Here is a 16,290-nt window from a genome sequence, read left to right on the forward strand (position 1 = left end):
GCTCTCGCCCGCCGGTCCGTCCCGTTCGCCCGATCCTCGTCGGTCCGCCGAGCGGGATCACCTCGCCGCCTCCCGACGCCTCGTGGCCCCGTCACCTGCGGTGATGCCCTGTCGACGCCGTCGCCCGCCACTAGACGCGCCGCCGACAGCCCGCCCGCTCCATCGCCCGCGGACCGCTCGTTCCGGTCCCGTGTCCCCGGTCCGTCCCGCCGCCGTTCCGTCGCCCGGCGGACACCTCGCCGTCGATTGACACGCGCCCCGGCCCCACCGAGACTTCCGTCGGCACAGCGACTTTCGACTACCTCACCTCTGACGAGACGGTCTGTTTCGCCGTGCCCGGAGCTCGACGGCTCCGCATTCGTCGGCCCGACACCCGGGCTCGACCTCGACGCGGCAAAGGACTGGCATGAAGCTCAACAGGATGGCGGCGGTCGCCGCCATGACGATCGTGGCTCTGGGCGGGGCGTCGGCCACCGCGTACGCGAACCCGACGGCACCCGAGGTGCACTGGAACGCGGTGGCCGCCGGCACCGGCGTCCTGGTGACGACGGACTCGGGCACCCTGAGCACCGAGAACAACCACCTCGTGGTGCGCGACGCCGCCGGTGTCGTCGTCGACTCCGTTCCGCTCGGACTGGCGCTGGACGGCGTGGTCCACCCCGTCTCCGCGCAGGTGGACGGCAACACCGCCACCCTCGCCGTCGACGCCGCGGCGCCGACCACCCCGGTCTACGACCTCCCCGGCACCGTGCCGGTCGACCTCCCGGCCGCCGTCGCCGGCGTCAAGGACAACATCGCGCTCAGCGCCTCGGTGGGCGGATTCCTCGGTGCCGCCAGCGGTCTGGTCGGCGGCTGCCTCCTCGGCGCCACCGCGGCCGGCGTCGTGTCGGCACCCGTGGCGCTCCTCTTCGGAGCGGGCCCGCTCGCCGGCTGCATCGGCGGCGCGGTGCTGCTCGGCTCGGGCGCGTCCCTGGCGGGCACGGCGATCGGCGGTCTCGGTGCGGTCGCGGGCAACGCTCAGCAGTTCGTGACGCTGCTGCAGGCGCCGCCGGCTCCGAAGAAGTAGGCATCGTGCGAGCGCGTCACGTCGCTGCGTCGGCCCTCGTGCTCGCCGGTCTCGTGGTCGGCGGCGGAGGCATCGCCTCCGCTGCCGACCCGGTGCCCGTCGGCGGCGGGTCCCCCGTGGTGGTCGCCGACCGATCCATCTGCACGGTGACGGTCGTGGGAACGGACGACGCGGGCCGGAGCGTCGGACTCACCGCGGGCCACTGCGGTGATCCCGGCGACGCGGTGACGCCGGAGTTCGAGCGGGATCGCGTGATCGGACACATCGTGCGGGTCCTGCCCGACTACGACACCGCCGTCATCGAGTTCGACGCCGGAGAGACGCTCCCCGTCACGACGATCGGCGAGACCACCATCACTCGGGTGGGTGCCCCGCCGTCGTTCGCCGACGCGGTGTGCAAGCAGGGACGGTCGACGGGCCGCACGTGCGGACTCACCGTCGGCGACGTGCTCGGCACGCAGCAGGCCTTCTCGGCTCTCTGTGTCGGGCAGGGTGATTCGGGTGCGCCGGTGGTCGAGGGGGACGCCGTGATCGGCATGGTGAACGCCTACCTCGGCGTGCCCTGCGTCGGCCCGGCGGTGGTCACCACCATGGAGTCGATCGTGCGCGAGGTCACTCGGACCGGCGGCGCGGGCGCAGGATTCCGGCCGGTCGATCAGGCCGTTCCGGTGAGCTGATCGCCCACGGCGCGCAGGGCGGTCAGGTCCGAGACCTCGAACGGCAACGACGGCACACCCACCATCGGCACCCGCGGATGGGCCGCGGTGAAGCGGCGCAGCAAGGCCAGTTCGCGGGTGGCCGTGCGGGCCCGATCGGCATGTACGCGCAGGATCCCGGCGGCGAGCTCGTCGTCGGGATCGCCGGAGCCGGAGACCGTGTCCGCCGCGCTCGACGCGTGATCCGGGGACAGCGAGCTCAGCGTCGGGTGCGTTCGGTTGAGCACCAGGCCGGCCAGGGGCATCCCGTCGGCGCTGAGGCGGTCGACGAAGAACGACGCCTCTCGCAGGGCATCCGGCTCGGCCGCCGCGACCACCACGAAATGGGTGCCCTCGTGGCGGAGCAGCTCGTACGTGTGGCGTGCGCGTTCGCGGAAGCCACCGAACATCGAGTCGAGCGACTGCACGAACGCCGAAGCGTCCGACAGCATCTGAGAGCCGACGATGGACGAGACGCCCCGCATCGCCAGCCCGACGGCGCCGGTGACGACGCGGCCGATACCCCGCCCGGGGGCCATCAGCAGTTTGATCATGCGGCCGTCGAGGAACGAGCCGAGCCGCTGAGGTGCGTCGAGGAAATCGAGGGCGTTACGGGACGGCGGGGTGTCGACCACCACCAGGTCCCACTCGCCGTCGGCGGCCAACTGCCCCAACTTCTCCATCGCCATGTACTCCTGCGTGCCGGAGAACGACGACGCCACGGTTTGGTAGAAGGAATTGTTCAGGATCTGCTGGGCCTTCTCCGGCGTCGAGTGTTCGATCACCATCTCGTCGAACGTGCGCCGCATGTTCAGCATCATCGCGTGCAGTTCGCCCGTGGCCTCGGGGCCCAGCGCGACGGGCTGCGGGCTGTTGTCGAGCTCGCCCACCCCGAGTGCCTGTGCGAGCCGTCGGGCCGGATCGATGGTGAGCACCACCACCTTTCGGCCGCTTTCGGCGGCGCGCAGGGCCATCGACGCGGCCGTCGTCGTCTTGCCGACGCCGCCGGAACCGCAGCACACCACGATGCGCGAGGCGGGGTTCTCGAGAATGGACGCGACGTCGAGAGTGGGCACGGTGGCCATCAGCGGACTCCCTGTTCGGTCAAGTGAGCAGCCAGTTCGTACAGACCGCCGAGATCCATCCCGTCGGGCAGCGTGGGCAGCACCAGCCGCGCCGCCGGCAGCGTCTCGAGCCGGCGCGCGCTCTCCCGCTGCGTGCGCACGGTCGCGGCGTGCTCGATGGATTCGGTCAGCAATCCGGCGAAGTCGTCCTCGGACAACGTGATTCCCGCCCCGGCGAGCACGCGCTGCACCGCGGCGGAATCGATGACACCGTCGGCGGCCTCGTCCAACACCGCGTCCGGCAGGTACGACGCGGTACTCCGGTTGACCACGACGGTGCCCAGCCGTAGGTCGGCCGCGGCGAGTTCGGCTGCGGCGTCGGCGGTTTCCTGCACGGGCAGGGCCTCGAGCAGCGTCACCAGGTGCACCACGGTCTGCTCGGAGTGCAGCAGGCGCACCACGCCTTCGCTCTGCGACCGCACCGGCCCGCTCTTCGCCAGATCCCGCATGGCCGTGGTGACGTCGAGAAAGCTGCCGATCCGGCCCGTCGGGGGCGAGTCGACCACGATCTCGTCGTAGAGCGGGCGACCGTCCTTGCTCGTCGCGACCGCGCGCTCCTTCACCTTGCCGGTGAGCAGCACGTCGCGAAGCCCCGGCGCGATCGTCGTGGCGAACTCGATCGCCCCGACTCGCCGCATCGCACGCCCCGCAAAACCGAGGTTGTAGAACATGTCGAGGTACTCGAGGAACGCGGTCTCGATGTCGACGGCCAGGGCGTACACCTCGCCGCCGCCCTCCGCGGACGCGACCTTGGTGTCGACGGGCGGCAGCGGCGGGACATCGAAGAGTTGCGCGATGCCCTGGCGGCCCTCCACCTCGACCAGCAGGACCTTTCGGCCGCCCGCGGCGAGAGCGAGGGCCAACGCGGCCGCGACGGTCGACTTCCCGGTGCCACCCTTGCCGGAGACGAAGTGCAGACGCGCCCGCGCCGCCTCGGGTGGCCAGCCGGTGGACTCGTGCGTCGCCGGGTTCTCGGGAATGTCGGGCTCGTCGGACACATCGCCGAGCCTATAGAAAGTCCGGTTGGTGAGGGTCTTCGCTAGGGTTTGCACCCATGAGCGCATCGACGACGTGGGAATACCTCACCGCACCTCTTCTGATCCACAACACCAAGACCATTCTCGACAACTTCGGATCCCAGGGCTGGGAACTGGTCACGGTGACCCCCGGGCCCACCGGCGAGCAGCTCGTGGCCTACTTCAAGCGTCCCGTCGGCTGATGATCCGCGAGCGCCTGGCCGAGCTCGGCCTGACCCTGCCGCCGGTCGTGCCGCCGGTGGCGTCCTACGTCCCGGCCGTGCGCAGCGGCAACCACGTCTTCACGTCCGGGCAGCTGCCGATGGTGGACGGCGCTCTCCACGCGACGGGCAAGGTCGGCGCCGAGGTCGATCCCGAGGTCGCGACGGAGGCCGCCCGACTCTGCGCGTTGAACGCGCTCGCCGCGATCGACGCGCTGGTCGGTCTCGAGTTGATCACCCGCGTGGTCAAGGTGGTCGGATTCGTCGCCTCCGCACCGGGTTTCACCGGACAACCCGGCGTGATCAACGGCGCCTCCCACCTGCTCGGTGACGTCTTCGGCGACGCCGGTGTCCACGCCCGATCCGCGGTCGGTGTCGCCGAACTGCCGCTCGGCGCCCCCGTCGAGGTGGAGTTGATCGTCGAGGTGCGGACCTAGCCGCCCTGCTCGGTGAGCCGCGCGGTCACCTGCGCCAGGACGCGCTGCAGGTGCAGGCCGCGGTGCACCGAGCACTCGTGCGGCACTCCGAGCCGCACCGACGCCAGGAACTCGTCGAGCAACACCGCGTAGCACCGGTCCGGCGGGGTGGTGCGCTCCTGCAGCTCCACCAGCCCGTCGGGCCCGCTCGCGGACACACGCAGCACGGACGGCCGCACGGGCGTTCGCATGGACAGCGTCACCTGGCTCACCCGGCCGTCGTGGTCGAGCGTGATCGCCCACGTGTCGGAGTCGACGTCACGACGCGCGAAGGGCACGTCGGTGACCGGGCCCAGCACGGCCTCCACCAGATCGACGACGTGCGGACCGACATCCATCAGCGCGCCGCCGTCGTGACGCCAGGTCGAGCCGGCGTACTCACCGCCCAGCAACGCCCCGGACAGCCACGTCGCGGTGACCCTGGCCGTCCGGTGCGCGCGGACCGCGCGAAGGAACTCGCGCGTCTCCTCGGCGAAGCGACGCGTCAGCGTCACCATCGAGCCCACGCCGGCCCGATCCACGGCTGCCGCCAGCCGCTCGGCGTCGTCGACCGTCCCGGCGATCGGCTTGTCCAGCAACACGTGTCGGCCCGCTTCCGCCGCCCGCACCGCCAGGTCCGCCTGGACCTCGGGCGGCACGGCGAACGCCACTGCGTCGACCGAGTCGATGAGCGCGTCGACCGAGTCGACGATCGGCACCCCCGGTGCCACCTCCGCCGCGGCCTCCGGGCGGCGCGCCCAGATGCCGACGAAGTCGACGCCGTCGTGTGCCGTGAGGGCGGGAACGGCGGCCTGGCGCGCCCAAGGGCCGGCGCCGACGAGTCCGATACGCACGGTTCTCTCCTCGTTCTTCTCGAGCTGCACCCCGACTGTGCCGATCCGGGGTGTGGTTGGGTGGAATCATGGCCGGTCTCGCGCATCCCGCCTACGGGCAACTCCGCCGGGTGACACCCACGGCGTCGGTACTGCTGGCGAACAACCCCGGCAAGATGACCCTCGACGGGACGAACACCTGGATTCTGCGCGCACCGGGCGAGGACCGGTGCGTGGTGGTCGATCCGGGACCGCGCAGCCGCGCCCACGTCGACGCCGTCGCCGCGTGCGGACCCGTCGCCCTCGTGCTCGTCACCCACCGCCACCACGATCACACCGGCGGCATCGCCCGGCTGCACCGCCTGACTCGCGCGCCCGTACGCGCCGTGACCTCCACCTACCTTCGCGGCGACGCCGCACCGCTCGAAGACGGCGAGGTGATCACCGCGGCCGGATTGGACCTCACCGTCGTCGCCACGCCCGGTCACACCGCCGACTCGGTGAGCTTCCTGTTGCCCGACGCCGTCCTCACCGGTGACACCGTGCTGGGCAGCGGGACCTCGGTGCTCGACGGGAAGGACGGGAGCCTCGGCGACTATCTCGCCTCCCTCGACCGGCTCGAACAACTGGGGGAGGGGCGAGCCGTCCTGCCCGGCCATGGACCCGACCATCCCGACACCGCCGTGCTCGCTCGCGCCTACCGCGCGCACCGCGAACAGCGGTTGGACCAGGTACGTGGGGCCCTGGACGTCCTCGGTGCGGACGCGTCGGCACGGGCCGTGGTACGCCACGTCTACGCGGACGTCGACAAGCGGCTGTGGCCGGCGGCCCGGATGTCGGTCAAGGCGCAGCTGGAGTACCTGCGCAGCTGACCGCTGTCGTCATCGGGCGCGACTGTCGGGCTTGACGCGCTGCGACTATCGGGCGCGACGCGCTGCGACTATCGGGCGCGACGCGCCAGGCGCTCGGAGTCGGAGATCAGAACGCTCTTGCCCTCGAGGCGCAACCAACCCCGGTGTGCGAAGTCGGCCAGCGCCTTGTTGACGGTCTCGCGGGAGGCGCCGACGAGCTGCGCGATCTCCTCCTGCGTGAGGTCGTGCACCACGCGCAGGGAGCCGGCTTCCTGGGTGCCGAAACGCTGCGCGAGCTGCAGCAGTGCCTTGGCGACGCGACCGGGCACGTCGGTGAAGATCAGGTCGGCGAGGCTGTTGTTGGTGCGACGGAGGCGACGTGCGAGCACGCGGAGCAACTGCTCGGCGATCTCCGGACGCTGATCGATCCAGGCCTTCAGAGCGTCGCGGTCCATGCTCACGGCGCGGACCTCGGTGACCGTGGTGGCGGTGGACGTGCGCGGGCCCGGATCGAAGATGGACAGCTCGCCGAACATGTCGGACGGTCCCATGATCGTCAGGAGGTTCTCGCGGCCGTCCGGGGAGCGGCGGCCGAGCTTCACCTTGCCGCTCACGATGATGTAGAGGCGGTCCCCGGGCTCGCCCTCGTTGAAGACCACGTGTCCACGCGGAAAGTCGACGGGCTGCAGCTGCTTCGTGAGCGCCGACACCGCCGACGGCTCGACCCCTTGGAAGATGCCGGCCCGTGCCAGAACCTCGTCCACGTGTGCTCCTTGCCGATCCGCGAATGACTGCGCCGTTCGTAGCCATCCGACTGCGTCCAGTCGTACCGGGAGGGAAGTCTACGTCGCTCGGGCGGTCGGGGAGTGAGCACGGCCACCCACGGGTGTGTCAGCTGGCGCGGCGCGCCCTGTCGTCGAGCATGGCGATGTCGTCGTCGGCGACCTCGCCGCCGCGCCGACGACGGGTCTTGAAGCGCGCGAGGGCGTGCGGGAAGCCCTCGGCCGCGAGCGTCGCCACCTCGGAGGAGCTGGCGGCGTCGAGGAACTCCTGCACTTCCTGCTCGCGGACGCCGACGCGGTTGAGGCGGACCTCGAAGCGCTCCATGGCGAGCGCGAACAGCATCAGCAAGACCGGGAACAGCACCACAGCGAGAGCTTGCATACCGAGGAGTAAACACTGCCTCGGTCACGGGGAGAACACGGTGGCGACCCGCCTCGGCCACGGCGGCGGGGTGGTCCGCCGGACGGATCGAGGGCTCTGTCGGAGCGTGTCCGTAGAGTCGTGGTCGTGCCCAGAACACCCGGAAACAGCCCTCACGTGGGTATTCGGTCGGAGACTCCGCTGGCGTTGACGCGCCGTGCCCGGCGGATGTACCGACAGCTGGGCGAGGTGTTCCCGCATGTCTACTGTGAGCTGGACTTCACCACGCCGCTCGAGCTCGCGGTGGCGACGATCCTGTCGGCGCAGTGCACGGACAAGCGGGTGAACGAGACGACGCCCGCGTTGTTCGCCCGGTACCGCTCGGCGCGGGACTACGCGGAGGCGGACCGGACGGAACTCGAGGAGTACATCCGCTCCACCGGCTTCTACCGGAACAAGGCGACGTCGCTGATCGGCCTGGGTCGGGAGCTGCTCGAGCGGTTCGACGGCGAGGTCCCGCCCCGCCTGAAGGACCTCGTCACCCTGCCGGGGATCGGTCGCAAGACGGCCAACGTCGTGCTCGGCAACGCGTTCGACGTCCCGGGGATCACCGTCGACACGCACTTCGGTCGGCTCGTGCGCCGATGGGAATGGACCGCCGAGGAAGATCCGGTCAAGGTCGAGCACGCGGTGGGTGCGTTGATTCCGAAGAAGGACTGGACGGTGCTCTCGCACCGCGTGATCTTCCACGGCCGCCGGGTCTGTCATGCCCGGACGCCCGCGTGCGGCGTCTGTCTGCTCGCTCCGCTGTGTCCCGCCAACGGCACCGGGCCCACGGACGCGCGCAAGGCCGCCGCCCTGGTGCGCGGTCCCGAGACCGACCACATTCTCGCGTTGGCCGGTGTGGAGCGGTGAGACCGTCGTCGGCCGCTCGGTGGTCGCTCGCTGCGCTCGTGGTGGTGATCGCGTTGATCGTCGCCATCTGGCCTCGCGACGACGACGTGTCGACGCCGGGCAGCTTCGCCGAGTACCGCGACCGGGCGGGCACCACCGCCACCGGTGACGCGCCGACCGTCGACCTCGGCGCCGAGCGGGCCGCGGCGGGTCTCGCGGAGTGTCCGCGGCCGGCCGATGGTGGTGCCGCGGAATCCACCGGCCCGCTGGCCGGCCTGCAGGTGACGTGCCTCGCGGACGGCGCACCGATCGATCTCGGGCGCGCGGTGGCCGGTCGGCCCGTCGTGCTCAATCTGTGGGCGCACTGGTGCGAACCGTGCGCCGAGGAACTGCCGTATCTGCAGCAGTACGCGGCGCGCGCCGGTGATGCGGTTACCGTTCTGACGGTGCACGAGGATCCGCAGCAGGGCAGCGCGCTTGCCCGACTCACCGACTACGGCGTTCGCCTCCCCGGCGTGCAGGACGGCGGCAAGTCCGTGGCCGCGGCGGTGGGCGCGCCGGCGGTGCTGCCGGTGTCCGTGCTGCTGGACCCGTCCGGCGACGTCGCCGCCGTGCTGCCGCAACCGTTCCGGTCGGTCGAGGAGATCGCCGAGGCGGTCCGCACCCGACTGGGGGTGACCACGTGAGCGGGCCGTCGTGGCTGCAGGGTCTCGTCGATGCCGGATCGATGGCGCAGCACCCGGACAATCCGATCACCCGGCTGCAGACACCGCCGGATGCGGACGGTCGGCCTGCTGCCGTGCTGGTGCTGTTCGGCGGTGACCCCGCCGCGGACTCCCTGCCCGACGACGCGACGGTCCTGCTGACGCAACGGGCGTCCTCGCTGCGCCAGCACAGCGGTCAGGTCGCGTTTCCAGGCGGAGCCGCGGACCCGGGCGACGGCGGCGCCGTGGGGACGGCCCTCCGCGAGGCCGCGGAGGAGACCGGCCTCGATGCCGACGGGGTCGATCCACTCGCGACGTTCGACCCGATCTTCGTGCCGCCGTCGAGATTCGAGGTCACGCCGGTGCTGGCCTACTGGCGTCGGCCCGGGCCGGTCCGGGTGATCGACACGGCCGAGGTGGCGCGGGTCGAGGCGGTACCGCTGCGCGAGTTGCTGGATCCGGCTCGTCGATTCGTCGTCCGGCATCCGCTGGGCTACCGGGGACCGGCGTTCGACGTGCGCGGCATGTTGGTGTGGGGATTCACCGCCGGCGTGCTGGCGGGCATTCTCGACACGGCCGGATGGACCGTCCCCTGGGACACCGCGGACGTGCGAGATCTCGAGACCGCCCTGGCCGCCGCGGGATCGGAGCTGCTGTGACGGTCACCGGATCGACGTGGCTCGACATCGTCGTCGTGCTGGTCGCCGTGCTCGCGGCGTCCTCGGGGTGGCGCCAGGGCGCCGTCGCGTCGGCCTTCGCCTTCCTGGGCGTCGTCATCGGCGCGGTGGCGGGCATCCTGCTGGCCCCGAAGGTGCTGGTCCACGTCGAGGAACCTCGCCTGCGCATTCTCGCCGGTATCGGGCTCATCGTGGTCGTGGTCGTCGTCGGCGAGATCGCCGGCATGGTGCTGGGGCGCGCGCTGCGCAGCGGCATCCACAGTCCGGTGGCCCGCGGCGTGGACAGCGTGATCGGCGCCGGTTTGCAGGCCGTGGCGGTACTGGTGGCTGCATGGCTGCTCGCGGTGCCCCTGACGGCCACCTCGCAACCGCAGATCGCCGCCGCGGTCCGCGGGTCGGCGGTGCTCGGCGCGGTGGACCGACTCGCGCCGGACTGGGTGCGCGAGATTCCCAACGACTTCTCCGCGCTGCTCGACACCTCAGGACTGCCCGACGTCATCGGCCCCTTCGGGCGCACCCCGGTCGCGGACGTGGGCCCGCCCGACCCGAGCGTCGCGCAGTCGCCGGTGGCCGCCGACGTCGCGGACAGCGTCCTGCGGGTTCGCGGGATCGCGCAGAGTTGCCAGCGCGCGCTGGAGGGCTCCGGGTTCGTCATCGGACCCGAACGGCTCATCACCAACGCCCACGTCGTGGCAGGGACGTCGTCGGTCGCCGTCGACACGCAGGACGGTCCGCTCGACGCGAACGTCGTGCTGTTCGATCCGTCCATCGACGTCGCGGTCCTCGCCGTGCCCGGTCTGCGCGCGGACGTCCTGCAGTTCGCCCCCGAGCGCGCGCAGTCCGGGACCGACGCCGTCGTGCTCGGCTACCCGGGCGGCGGCCCGTACACGGCGTCGCCCGCGCGCGTGCGCGAGACGTTGAACTTGTCGGGCCCGGACATCTATCGCACGGGCACCGTCGAACGCGAGGTGTACACGGTGCGCGGGTCGATCCGGCAGGGCAACTCGGGCGGTCCGTTGATGAGCACGGACGGTCTGGTTCTGGGCGTCGTGTTCGGTGCGGCGGTGGACGATCCGGATACCGGATTCGTGCTCACGGCAGCGGAAGTCGCCGAAGAGGTCGCTCTGGGCCTGCAGAACGGGAACGCCGTCGGAACCGGCGCCTGTGTCGTCTGAGGATCGTGCGACGGAGGTGCCGCGGGGAGCGTTCCCCGCGTACGGTGGCGACGTGGGTCCGCACTGTCGGGGGTGGCCGGACTCGTCCGTCGGTGCGAGCTGACACCGATGTTCCGTCGGCGGATCGTCCCCCGGGGAGGTGAGGCACGCATGACACGCCGTGCCGACCGGCGTCTCCGGCCGGAGCGCGAATCGCATTTCGACACACGCTCCAAGGGAGTCATCTTCAGCGCCGGCGGTGCGCTGCCGCTGTTGCTGATCGCGGTGCTCGAACCGACGTTCCTCCGCCCCGGCACCCTGCCGATTCTGGTCGGCATCGTCGTCTTCACCGTCGTGACCGTGGGTTTCACCGTGCGGGTGGGCACGTTGACCGACCGTCAATTCACCGTGCTCGGATCCGGCGGCATGCTCGGGGTGGCCGTGTGCGCGTTCCTCATCGCGGACCCGTCGGGCGCGCGTGCCGTCACCGCCATGCTCGCGGTCGTGCCGGCGCTTGCGGCGTCGGGATCGCCTCGCCGGGTCACGCTGTCCCTGACCGGTGCCGCGGTGATTCTCGCCGTCGCGCTGAGCATCAACGGTGCCGAGGGAGTGGTCCGCTACGTCGCGGCGGGCGCCGCGGTCACCACCGTGATCGTGCCGGCGTTGCTCATCGCCGCGATGCGAACGTCCCTGGAATCGGTCACCGAGCGACTCGAGACTCTCGCCAACACCGATCCCCTCACCGGTCTGTTGAATCGTCGCGGCATGCTGCCGAAGGTGGAGGCGCTCCTCGCCCGAGCATGCCTCGCGCAGAAGGCCGTCGTGGTCTCGCTCGTCGACGTCGACCACTTCAAGGCCGTCAACGACACCCGTGGCCACGCCGCGGGTGACGACGTGCTGACGACCGTCGCGGAGGCGATCGCGCGACAGGTGCCGTCCGACGCCGTCGTCGCCCGGCTCGGTGGTGAGGAGTTCCTGGTCCTGCGGGTGGCCGCCACGGTGACCGGACTCGAGGAGCACATTCTCGAGGCCGTGCGCTCGTCCTGCGACGTGACCGTCAGTATCGGCGTCGCTCAGGCCGACGTGCGGCCCGGCTCGGCAGATGCGGTGGTCGATGTCGAGACCACGCTGGACCGCCTGACCTACGCCGCGGACCGCGCGCTGTACACCGCGAAGACCTCCGGCCGGGACCGCGTCGCCTTCGCCCTGGAGGACCCGGTGGAGTGGCCGCTCGGCGGAATCTCGTCCCGGCGCGATCGCCTCGAGGTGTTGCGGCGAGGGGCGTCGTGACGGCCGGCCGGCCGGTCGTCGTCGCCGACAGAACGGAGTCCGTGTGACCCACCGCGTGTTCGACCCCCGGGACGATGCGGACACCCGCGCGGCCGAGGTACTGATGAACGACGAGTCGACCACCGTGATCGACACGACGGCCGAGCAGGCACTCTCGCTCGGAGCACTCCTGCCCACACCCGTCGCGGGTCCGGACGAGCCCGTGCGGTGGGTGCACTATCCGTGGCGGCGCTCGCTGGTCCGGGTCCTCGGCCCGATCGGCTTCCGACGCCTGCGGCTCGACCGCAACCGGGACAAGCTCACACTCGACGAGCAGGCCCGCGCCCTCGACCTCCGGATCGGTGTCGTCGGGCTCAGCGTCGGTCATGCGGTGGCGCACACCCTCGCGCTCGAGGGACTGTGCGGGGAGCTGCGGCTGGCCGATTTCGACGAACTCGACCTGTCGAACCTCAACCGCGTCCCGGCCACGGTGTTCGACCTCGGCGTGAACAAGTCGGTCGTCGCTGCGCGGCGGATCGCCGAGGTGGACCCGTATCTCACGGTGCGCACCTTCCCGACGGGAGTGGACGAAGCCGTGATCGACGACTTCCTGGACGGCCTCGACCTCGTCATCGAGGAATGCGATTCCGTCGCGGCGAAGTTCCTCGTGCGCGAGCACGCTCGTCGGCGGGGCATCCCGGTGATCATGGAGACCAGCGACGGCGGGGTCCTCGACGTCGAACGGTTCGATCTCGACGGCGCCCGCCCGTTCTTCCACGGCCTGCTCGGCGATCTCGACCTCGCGGGACTCGCGTCGTTGTCCGCGGAGGACCGCGCTCGCCTCGCACCCCGCATCCTGGGCGCCGAGTCGATCACGCCGCGCATGGCGGCGTCGCTGCCGCACATCGGCACGTCGTTGTCGACGTGGCCTCAGCTGGCGGGCGACGTGGCGCTCGGCGGTGCGTCGGTGGCTGCCGCGGTCCGGGCCTTCGTGCGGGGCGAGGCGCCGCCGTCGGGTCGACTGCGGGTCGGTCTCGACGCGGCGGTGGCCCACCTCGAGGACCCCCTCACGAGCGGCGGAGATTCTCCAGCAGCAACTCGGTGACGCGCTCCGGCTCTTCGTGGTGCACGTAGTGGCCGACGCCGGGGAGTTCGTGCGTCGTGATGCGAGGAGCCCAGTGGGCGTCGCGGCGGGCGGTGCGGCTCACGACGTACGGGTCGGCGCCGCCGAGGATCTGCAGTGCCGGCAGGTCCAGAACGGTGTCGACGACGGACGCGAACCGGCGCCCGTCCGGTCGGAACTGGCTCCGGAAGGCCCAGCGCTGGTACTCCAGCGTGCTGTGGGCGACCCCCGGCACGAGGATGGCCCGCCGCATGACGTCCACCGTCGTCGGGAAATCCGGCGAGCCCTGCCACCTCTCCGACGAGCGCTCGCGAACCAACCGTTCCACCTCCGCGCCGTCCTGCGCGGTGAGGGCGCGTTCCGGGACGCGGGGGAGTTGATACCGCAGGAAGGTGGGCAGCAGCGCGCGTCGCTGTCCGCGGTCACGCACGGCCGCGCGGCGCAGCGCCAGGGGATGCGGGGACGCGAGCAGGGCGATGCTGCGGACCGATCGGGGATGCAGCGCCGCCGTGGCCCAGCAGACCAACCCACCGTCGGCGTGACCGACGATGTGGGCGTCGGTGTGGCCGAGCGCGCGGATCAATCCGGCGATGTCGCCCGCGAGGGTCCAGCCGTCGTACCCGCGCGGTGGCTTGTCGGTGTCCCCGTAGCCCCGTAGGTCGACGGCGACGGCGTGATAGCCGGCGGCGCCGAGGTCGACCACCTGCGCGCGCCAGGAGCACCAGAGGTCGGCGAACCCGTGGACGAGCAGGACCAGTTCGGGCGTGGGGTCGTCGATCGACCGGTCGGGGACGATCTCCGCGACGTGGAACTTGATGCCGTTGGCCCGCACGTCGCGGTGACGCCACGGTCCCGGAAGTCGAACCGTGGCGGGATCCGGTGCGGGCACCGCCGGCGTCAGCGGGTGAGCGGGGCGCGAACGTCCTTCGCTGCCAGTTCGGGAGCGTCGGAGCCGCGCTGACCCGGGATCACGGTCGCGGTGGCCTTGAGCGAGTCGATGGTCTTCTCGGGCTTGCGCAGCTTCTTCACCCGCAGGTAGCCGAGAAAGGCGAGCAGCGCGGTGATGGCCACCATGATCAGGAAGACGATGAGGAACGCGAGCCACCGCACGACCCAGGTGTTGAGGAGCTCCGCCAGGAAGAAGAAGAAGAAGAACGAGCTGAAGATCAGCACGGCGAGGGCCAGCACGAACAGGACGCTGCCCTGCAGGCCCTTCTTGATCTCGCCCGTGACCTCGGCCTTGGCCAACTCGACCTCGGCGCGCACCAGCGTCGAGACCTGGGTGGTGGCGTCCTTGACCAGTGCTCCGATGCTGGCGGTGGCCGGGTTCGACCGACTGTCGACGTCCGTGAGCGGAATGGAGGACACGCCGGCCGGAACGGTGGTGTCGGCGTGGGAGTTGCCTCGGCTGCTGCTCACGTGTTGTCCCCTTCGACGTTCTCTCGTCTCGCGTGCCGTCCGGCACGCCCGATGGGATCCATACCCCGTCGGGGCTCACCCTATCTTCCCCGAGTCCCACCGACCGCGCGCAGCGGGATTCGGTCCGCCCGAGCGAGCACTCGGGTATTTTTTCCCGGGTCGACCCGCCCCGGTCGGGTCTTCTCGTACTTCCGATCTCCATGCCGCAGGAGCACACACGTGACCAGCACTTCCGCGGACCAGGTTCCCACCGACGGTCCGACAACCGACGCCGACGTGGTCGACGGGGTTCCCCGCAGCCGCATCGTCGTCGCCTCGATGGTGGGTACCTCCATCGAATTCTTCGACTTCTACATCTACGCCACCGCCGCCGTGCTGGTGTTCCCTCGCCTGTTCTTCCCGGCGGGTAACGACACCACGGCGCTGCTCGCGTCCTTCGCCACCTTCGGCCTGGCGTTCGTCGCTCGGCCGGTCGGCTCCATCCTCTTCGGTCACTTCGGCGACCGCATCGGCCGCAAGGCGACCCTGGTGGGCTCGTTGCTGACGATGGGCATCGCGACCTTCCTCATCGGACTCCTGCCCACCTACGACAGTGTCGGCATCGTCGCCCCGATGCTGCTGGCGCTGATGCGCTTCGCGCAGGGTGTCGGCCTCGGCGGGGAATGGAGCGGAGCAGCCCTGCTGGCGACCGAGACCGCGAAGAAGGGCAAGCGTGCGTGGGCTGCCATGTGGCCCCAGCTCGGCGCCCCGATCGGCTTCCTCCTGGCCAACGGCATCTTCCTCGTGCTGATGACGCTGATGGACTACGACGCCAAGACCTCGGCGTCCGATCACGCCTTCCTCACCTGGGGCTGGCGCGTGCCGTTCCTGCTCAGCGCCGTCATGGTGATCATCGGTCTCTACGTACGGCTCAAGCTGGAGGAGACCCCGGTGTTCAAGCGCGCCGTCGCGCAGGGGCAGCGGGTCAAGACGCCGGTGGCGCAGGTCTTCCGCACCAGCTGGCGGCCGCTCGTCCTGGGCACTTTCGTCATGCTGGCCACCTACACGCTGTTCTACGTGATGACGACGTGGGTGGTCAGCTACGGCACCGGCAAGGTGGTCGACGCCAGCGGGGTCGCCGTGTCCATCGCCTACACGGACTTCCTGGGGCTGCAGCTGATCTCGGTGCTGTTCTTCGCCGCGTTCGTCCCCGTGTCGGGGTGGCTCGCGGACCGATTCGGACGTCGTATCACGCTGATCGTGGTGACGTCGGCGATCATCCTGTTCGGACTGAGCTTCGGATGGTTCGCGGCCCCGGAGACCGCCACCGCGGGCCGGATGCTGGCCTTCATGTGCGTCGGTCTGGCGCTGATGGGTCTGACCTTCGGACCGATGAGTGCCGTTCTGCCGGAACTGTTCCCGACCAACGTCCGCTACACCGGATCGGGCATCTCGTACAACACCGCCTCGATCCTCGGCGCGGCCGTCGCCCCGTTCATCGCCACGTGGCTGGTGAACTCCTACGGCGTCGCCTGGGTGGGTGTCTACCTCGCCGTGGCGGCGGCGCTGACCCTGTTCGCGCTGATCGTCATGCGCGAGACGCGCGATCGGGATCTCGACCGGGTCTGAACCGACTCCCGCGCTGCCTCCGTGCTCGCGCGCTGCAT

General features: G+C 70.9%; 19 protein-coding genes. 12 read left to right on the forward strand and 7 right to left on the reverse strand.

All coding sequences use genetic code 11. The features are described 5' to 3' along the window. Positions 1-406 precede the first annotated feature (406 nt). Positions 407-1,066: a DUF8020 domain-containing protein gene (locus RC2_RS16525; RefSeq protein WP_068150639.1), complete on the forward strand. Its 660-nt coding sequence runs from the start codon at positions 407-409 to the stop codon at positions 1,064-1,066. Positions 1,067-1,071: 5 nt separating this feature from the next. Beyond that, positions 1,072-1,743, forward strand: coding sequence for a chymotrypsin family serine protease (locus RC2_RS16530; RefSeq protein ID WP_139277440.1), 672 nt, complete (start codon positions 1,072-1,074; stop codon positions 1,741-1,743). Here the strand turns inward: RC2_RS16530 and bagB are convergent. Further along, complete coding sequence (bagB, locus tag RC2_RS16535) at positions 1,722-2,846, reverse strand: ATPase BagB (RefSeq protein ID WP_068150641.1); 1,125 nt, start codon at positions 2,844-2,846, stop codon at positions 1,722-1,724. The two genes, RC2_RS16530 and bagB, sit on opposite strands and share 22 nt — an antisense overlap. After that, positions 2,846-3,883, reverse strand: a complete 1,038-nt coding sequence (bagA, locus tag RC2_RS16540; protein ID WP_371828701.1) for an ATPase BagA — start codon at positions 3,881-3,883, stop codon at positions 2,846-2,848. The genes bagB and bagA overlap by 1 nt, the downstream gene beginning before the upstream one ends. Before the next feature lie 56 nt (positions 3,884-3,939). On the opposite strand from bagA, the gene sp36 reads away from it, so the two are divergent. Together sp36 and RC2_RS16545 are read left to right on the forward strand one after the other, a co-directional pair. Next, on the forward strand, positions 3,940-4,104 hold the full coding sequence (gene sp36, locus RC2_RS18990; RefSeq protein ID WP_167323208.1) for a Sp36 family protein: 165 nt from the start codon (positions 3,940-3,942) through the stop codon (positions 4,102-4,104). Then, positions 4,104-4,559 (forward strand): RidA family protein, encoded by a 456-nt coding sequence (locus RC2_RS16545; RefSeq protein ID WP_068150644.1) that lies wholly within the window; start codon positions 4,104-4,106, stop codon positions 4,557-4,559. Before sp36 ends, RC2_RS16545 begins: the two co-directional genes overlap by 1 nt. On the opposite strand, the gene RC2_RS16550 is transcribed toward RC2_RS16545, so the two are convergent. Further along, positions 4,556-5,431: a Gfo/Idh/MocA family protein gene (locus tag RC2_RS16550; protein WP_068150700.1), complete on the reverse strand. Its 876-nt coding sequence runs from the start codon at positions 5,429-5,431 to the stop codon at positions 4,556-4,558. The two genes, RC2_RS16545 and RC2_RS16550, sit on opposite strands and share 4 nt — an antisense overlap. Positions 5,432-5,499: 68 nt before the next feature. Here RC2_RS16550 and RC2_RS16555 point away from each other — a divergent pair, with 68 nt between their 5' ends. Beyond that, complete coding sequence (locus tag RC2_RS16555) at positions 5,500-6,282, forward strand: MBL fold metallo-hydrolase (RefSeq protein WP_068104005.1); 783 nt, start codon at positions 5,500-5,502, stop codon at positions 6,280-6,282. A gap of 68 nt (positions 6,283-6,350) precedes the next feature. On the opposite strand, the gene RC2_RS16560 is transcribed toward RC2_RS16555, so the two are convergent. Together RC2_RS16560 and RC2_RS16565 are read right to left on the reverse strand one after the other, a co-directional pair. Then, positions 6,351-7,025 (reverse strand): Crp/Fnr family transcriptional regulator, encoded by a 675-nt coding sequence (locus RC2_RS16560; RefSeq protein WP_027506688.1) that lies wholly within the window; start codon positions 7,023-7,025, stop codon positions 6,351-6,353. Between the two features lie 127 nt (positions 7,026-7,152). Continuing rightward, entirely contained in the window at positions 7,153-7,425 is a 273-nt protein-coding gene (locus tag RC2_RS16565) for a hypothetical protein (protein WP_068104004.1), read from the reverse strand. A gap of 207 nt (positions 7,426-7,632) precedes the next feature. Between RC2_RS16565 and nth the strand changes: the two genes are divergently transcribed. From nth to RC2_RS16595, 6 genes are all read left to right on the forward strand, one after another. Then, positions 7,633-8,319: an endonuclease III gene (nth, locus tag RC2_RS16570; RefSeq protein WP_082895641.1), complete on the forward strand. Its 687-nt coding sequence runs from the start codon at positions 7,633-7,635 to the stop codon at positions 8,317-8,319. Continuing rightward, positions 8,316-8,984, forward strand: a complete 669-nt coding sequence (locus RC2_RS16575) for a TlpA family protein disulfide reductase (RefSeq protein WP_068150650.1) — start codon at positions 8,316-8,318, stop codon at positions 8,982-8,984. The genes nth and RC2_RS16575 overlap by 4 nt, the downstream gene beginning before the upstream one ends. A 41-nt stretch (positions 8,985-9,025) precedes the next feature. After that, positions 9,026-9,661 (forward strand): NUDIX hydrolase, encoded by a 636-nt coding sequence (locus tag RC2_RS16580; RefSeq protein ID WP_068150703.1) that lies wholly within the window; start codon positions 9,026-9,028, stop codon positions 9,659-9,661. Continuing rightward, on the forward strand, positions 9,658-10,854 hold the full coding sequence (locus tag RC2_RS16585; RefSeq protein WP_068150652.1) for a MarP family serine protease: 1,197 nt from the start codon (positions 9,658-9,660) through the stop codon (positions 10,852-10,854). Before RC2_RS16580 ends, RC2_RS16585 begins: the two co-directional genes overlap by 4 nt. A 150-nt stretch (positions 10,855-11,004) precedes the next feature. Continuing rightward, a complete protein-coding gene (locus RC2_RS16590; protein WP_068150654.1) occupies positions 11,005-12,123 on the forward strand; it encodes a GGDEF domain-containing protein in 1,119 nt (372 codons plus the stop codon). A gap of 43 nt (positions 12,124-12,166) precedes the next feature. Then, positions 12,167-13,207 (forward strand): Rv1355c family protein, encoded by a 1,041-nt coding sequence (locus RC2_RS16595; RefSeq protein ID WP_068150657.1) that lies wholly within the window; start codon positions 12,167-12,169, stop codon positions 13,205-13,207. Here RC2_RS16595 and RC2_RS16600 read toward each other — a convergent pair. Next, positions 13,170-14,114 carry an alpha/beta fold hydrolase gene (locus RC2_RS16600; RefSeq protein WP_068150660.1) on the reverse strand — a complete coding sequence of 315 codons (945 nt, stop codon included), beginning with the start codon at positions 14,112-14,114 and terminating at the stop codon, positions 13,170-13,172. The genes RC2_RS16595 and RC2_RS16600 overlap by 38 nt on opposite strands. A gap of 8 nt (positions 14,115-14,122) precedes the next feature. Next, positions 14,123-14,644: a phage holin family protein gene (locus RC2_RS16605; RefSeq protein WP_068103991.1), complete on the reverse strand. Its 522-nt coding sequence runs from the start codon at positions 14,642-14,644 to the stop codon at positions 14,123-14,125. 318 nt (positions 14,645-14,962) lie between these two features. Between RC2_RS16605 and RC2_RS16610 the strand changes: the two genes are divergently transcribed. Beyond that, positions 14,963-16,252 carry an MFS transporter gene (locus tag RC2_RS16610; protein ID WP_082895642.1) on the forward strand — a complete coding sequence of 430 codons (1,290 nt, stop codon included), beginning with the start codon at positions 14,963-14,965 and terminating at the stop codon, positions 16,250-16,252. The last annotated feature ends 38 nt before the right edge of the window (positions 16,253-16,290 follow it).

The organism is Rhodococcoides corynebacterioides NBRC 14404 (assembly GCF_001894765.1).
In the GTDB taxonomy this organism is placed as follows: domain Bacteria; phylum Actinomycetota; class Actinomycetes; order Mycobacteriales; family Mycobacteriaceae; genus Rhodococcoides; species Rhodococcoides corynebacterioides.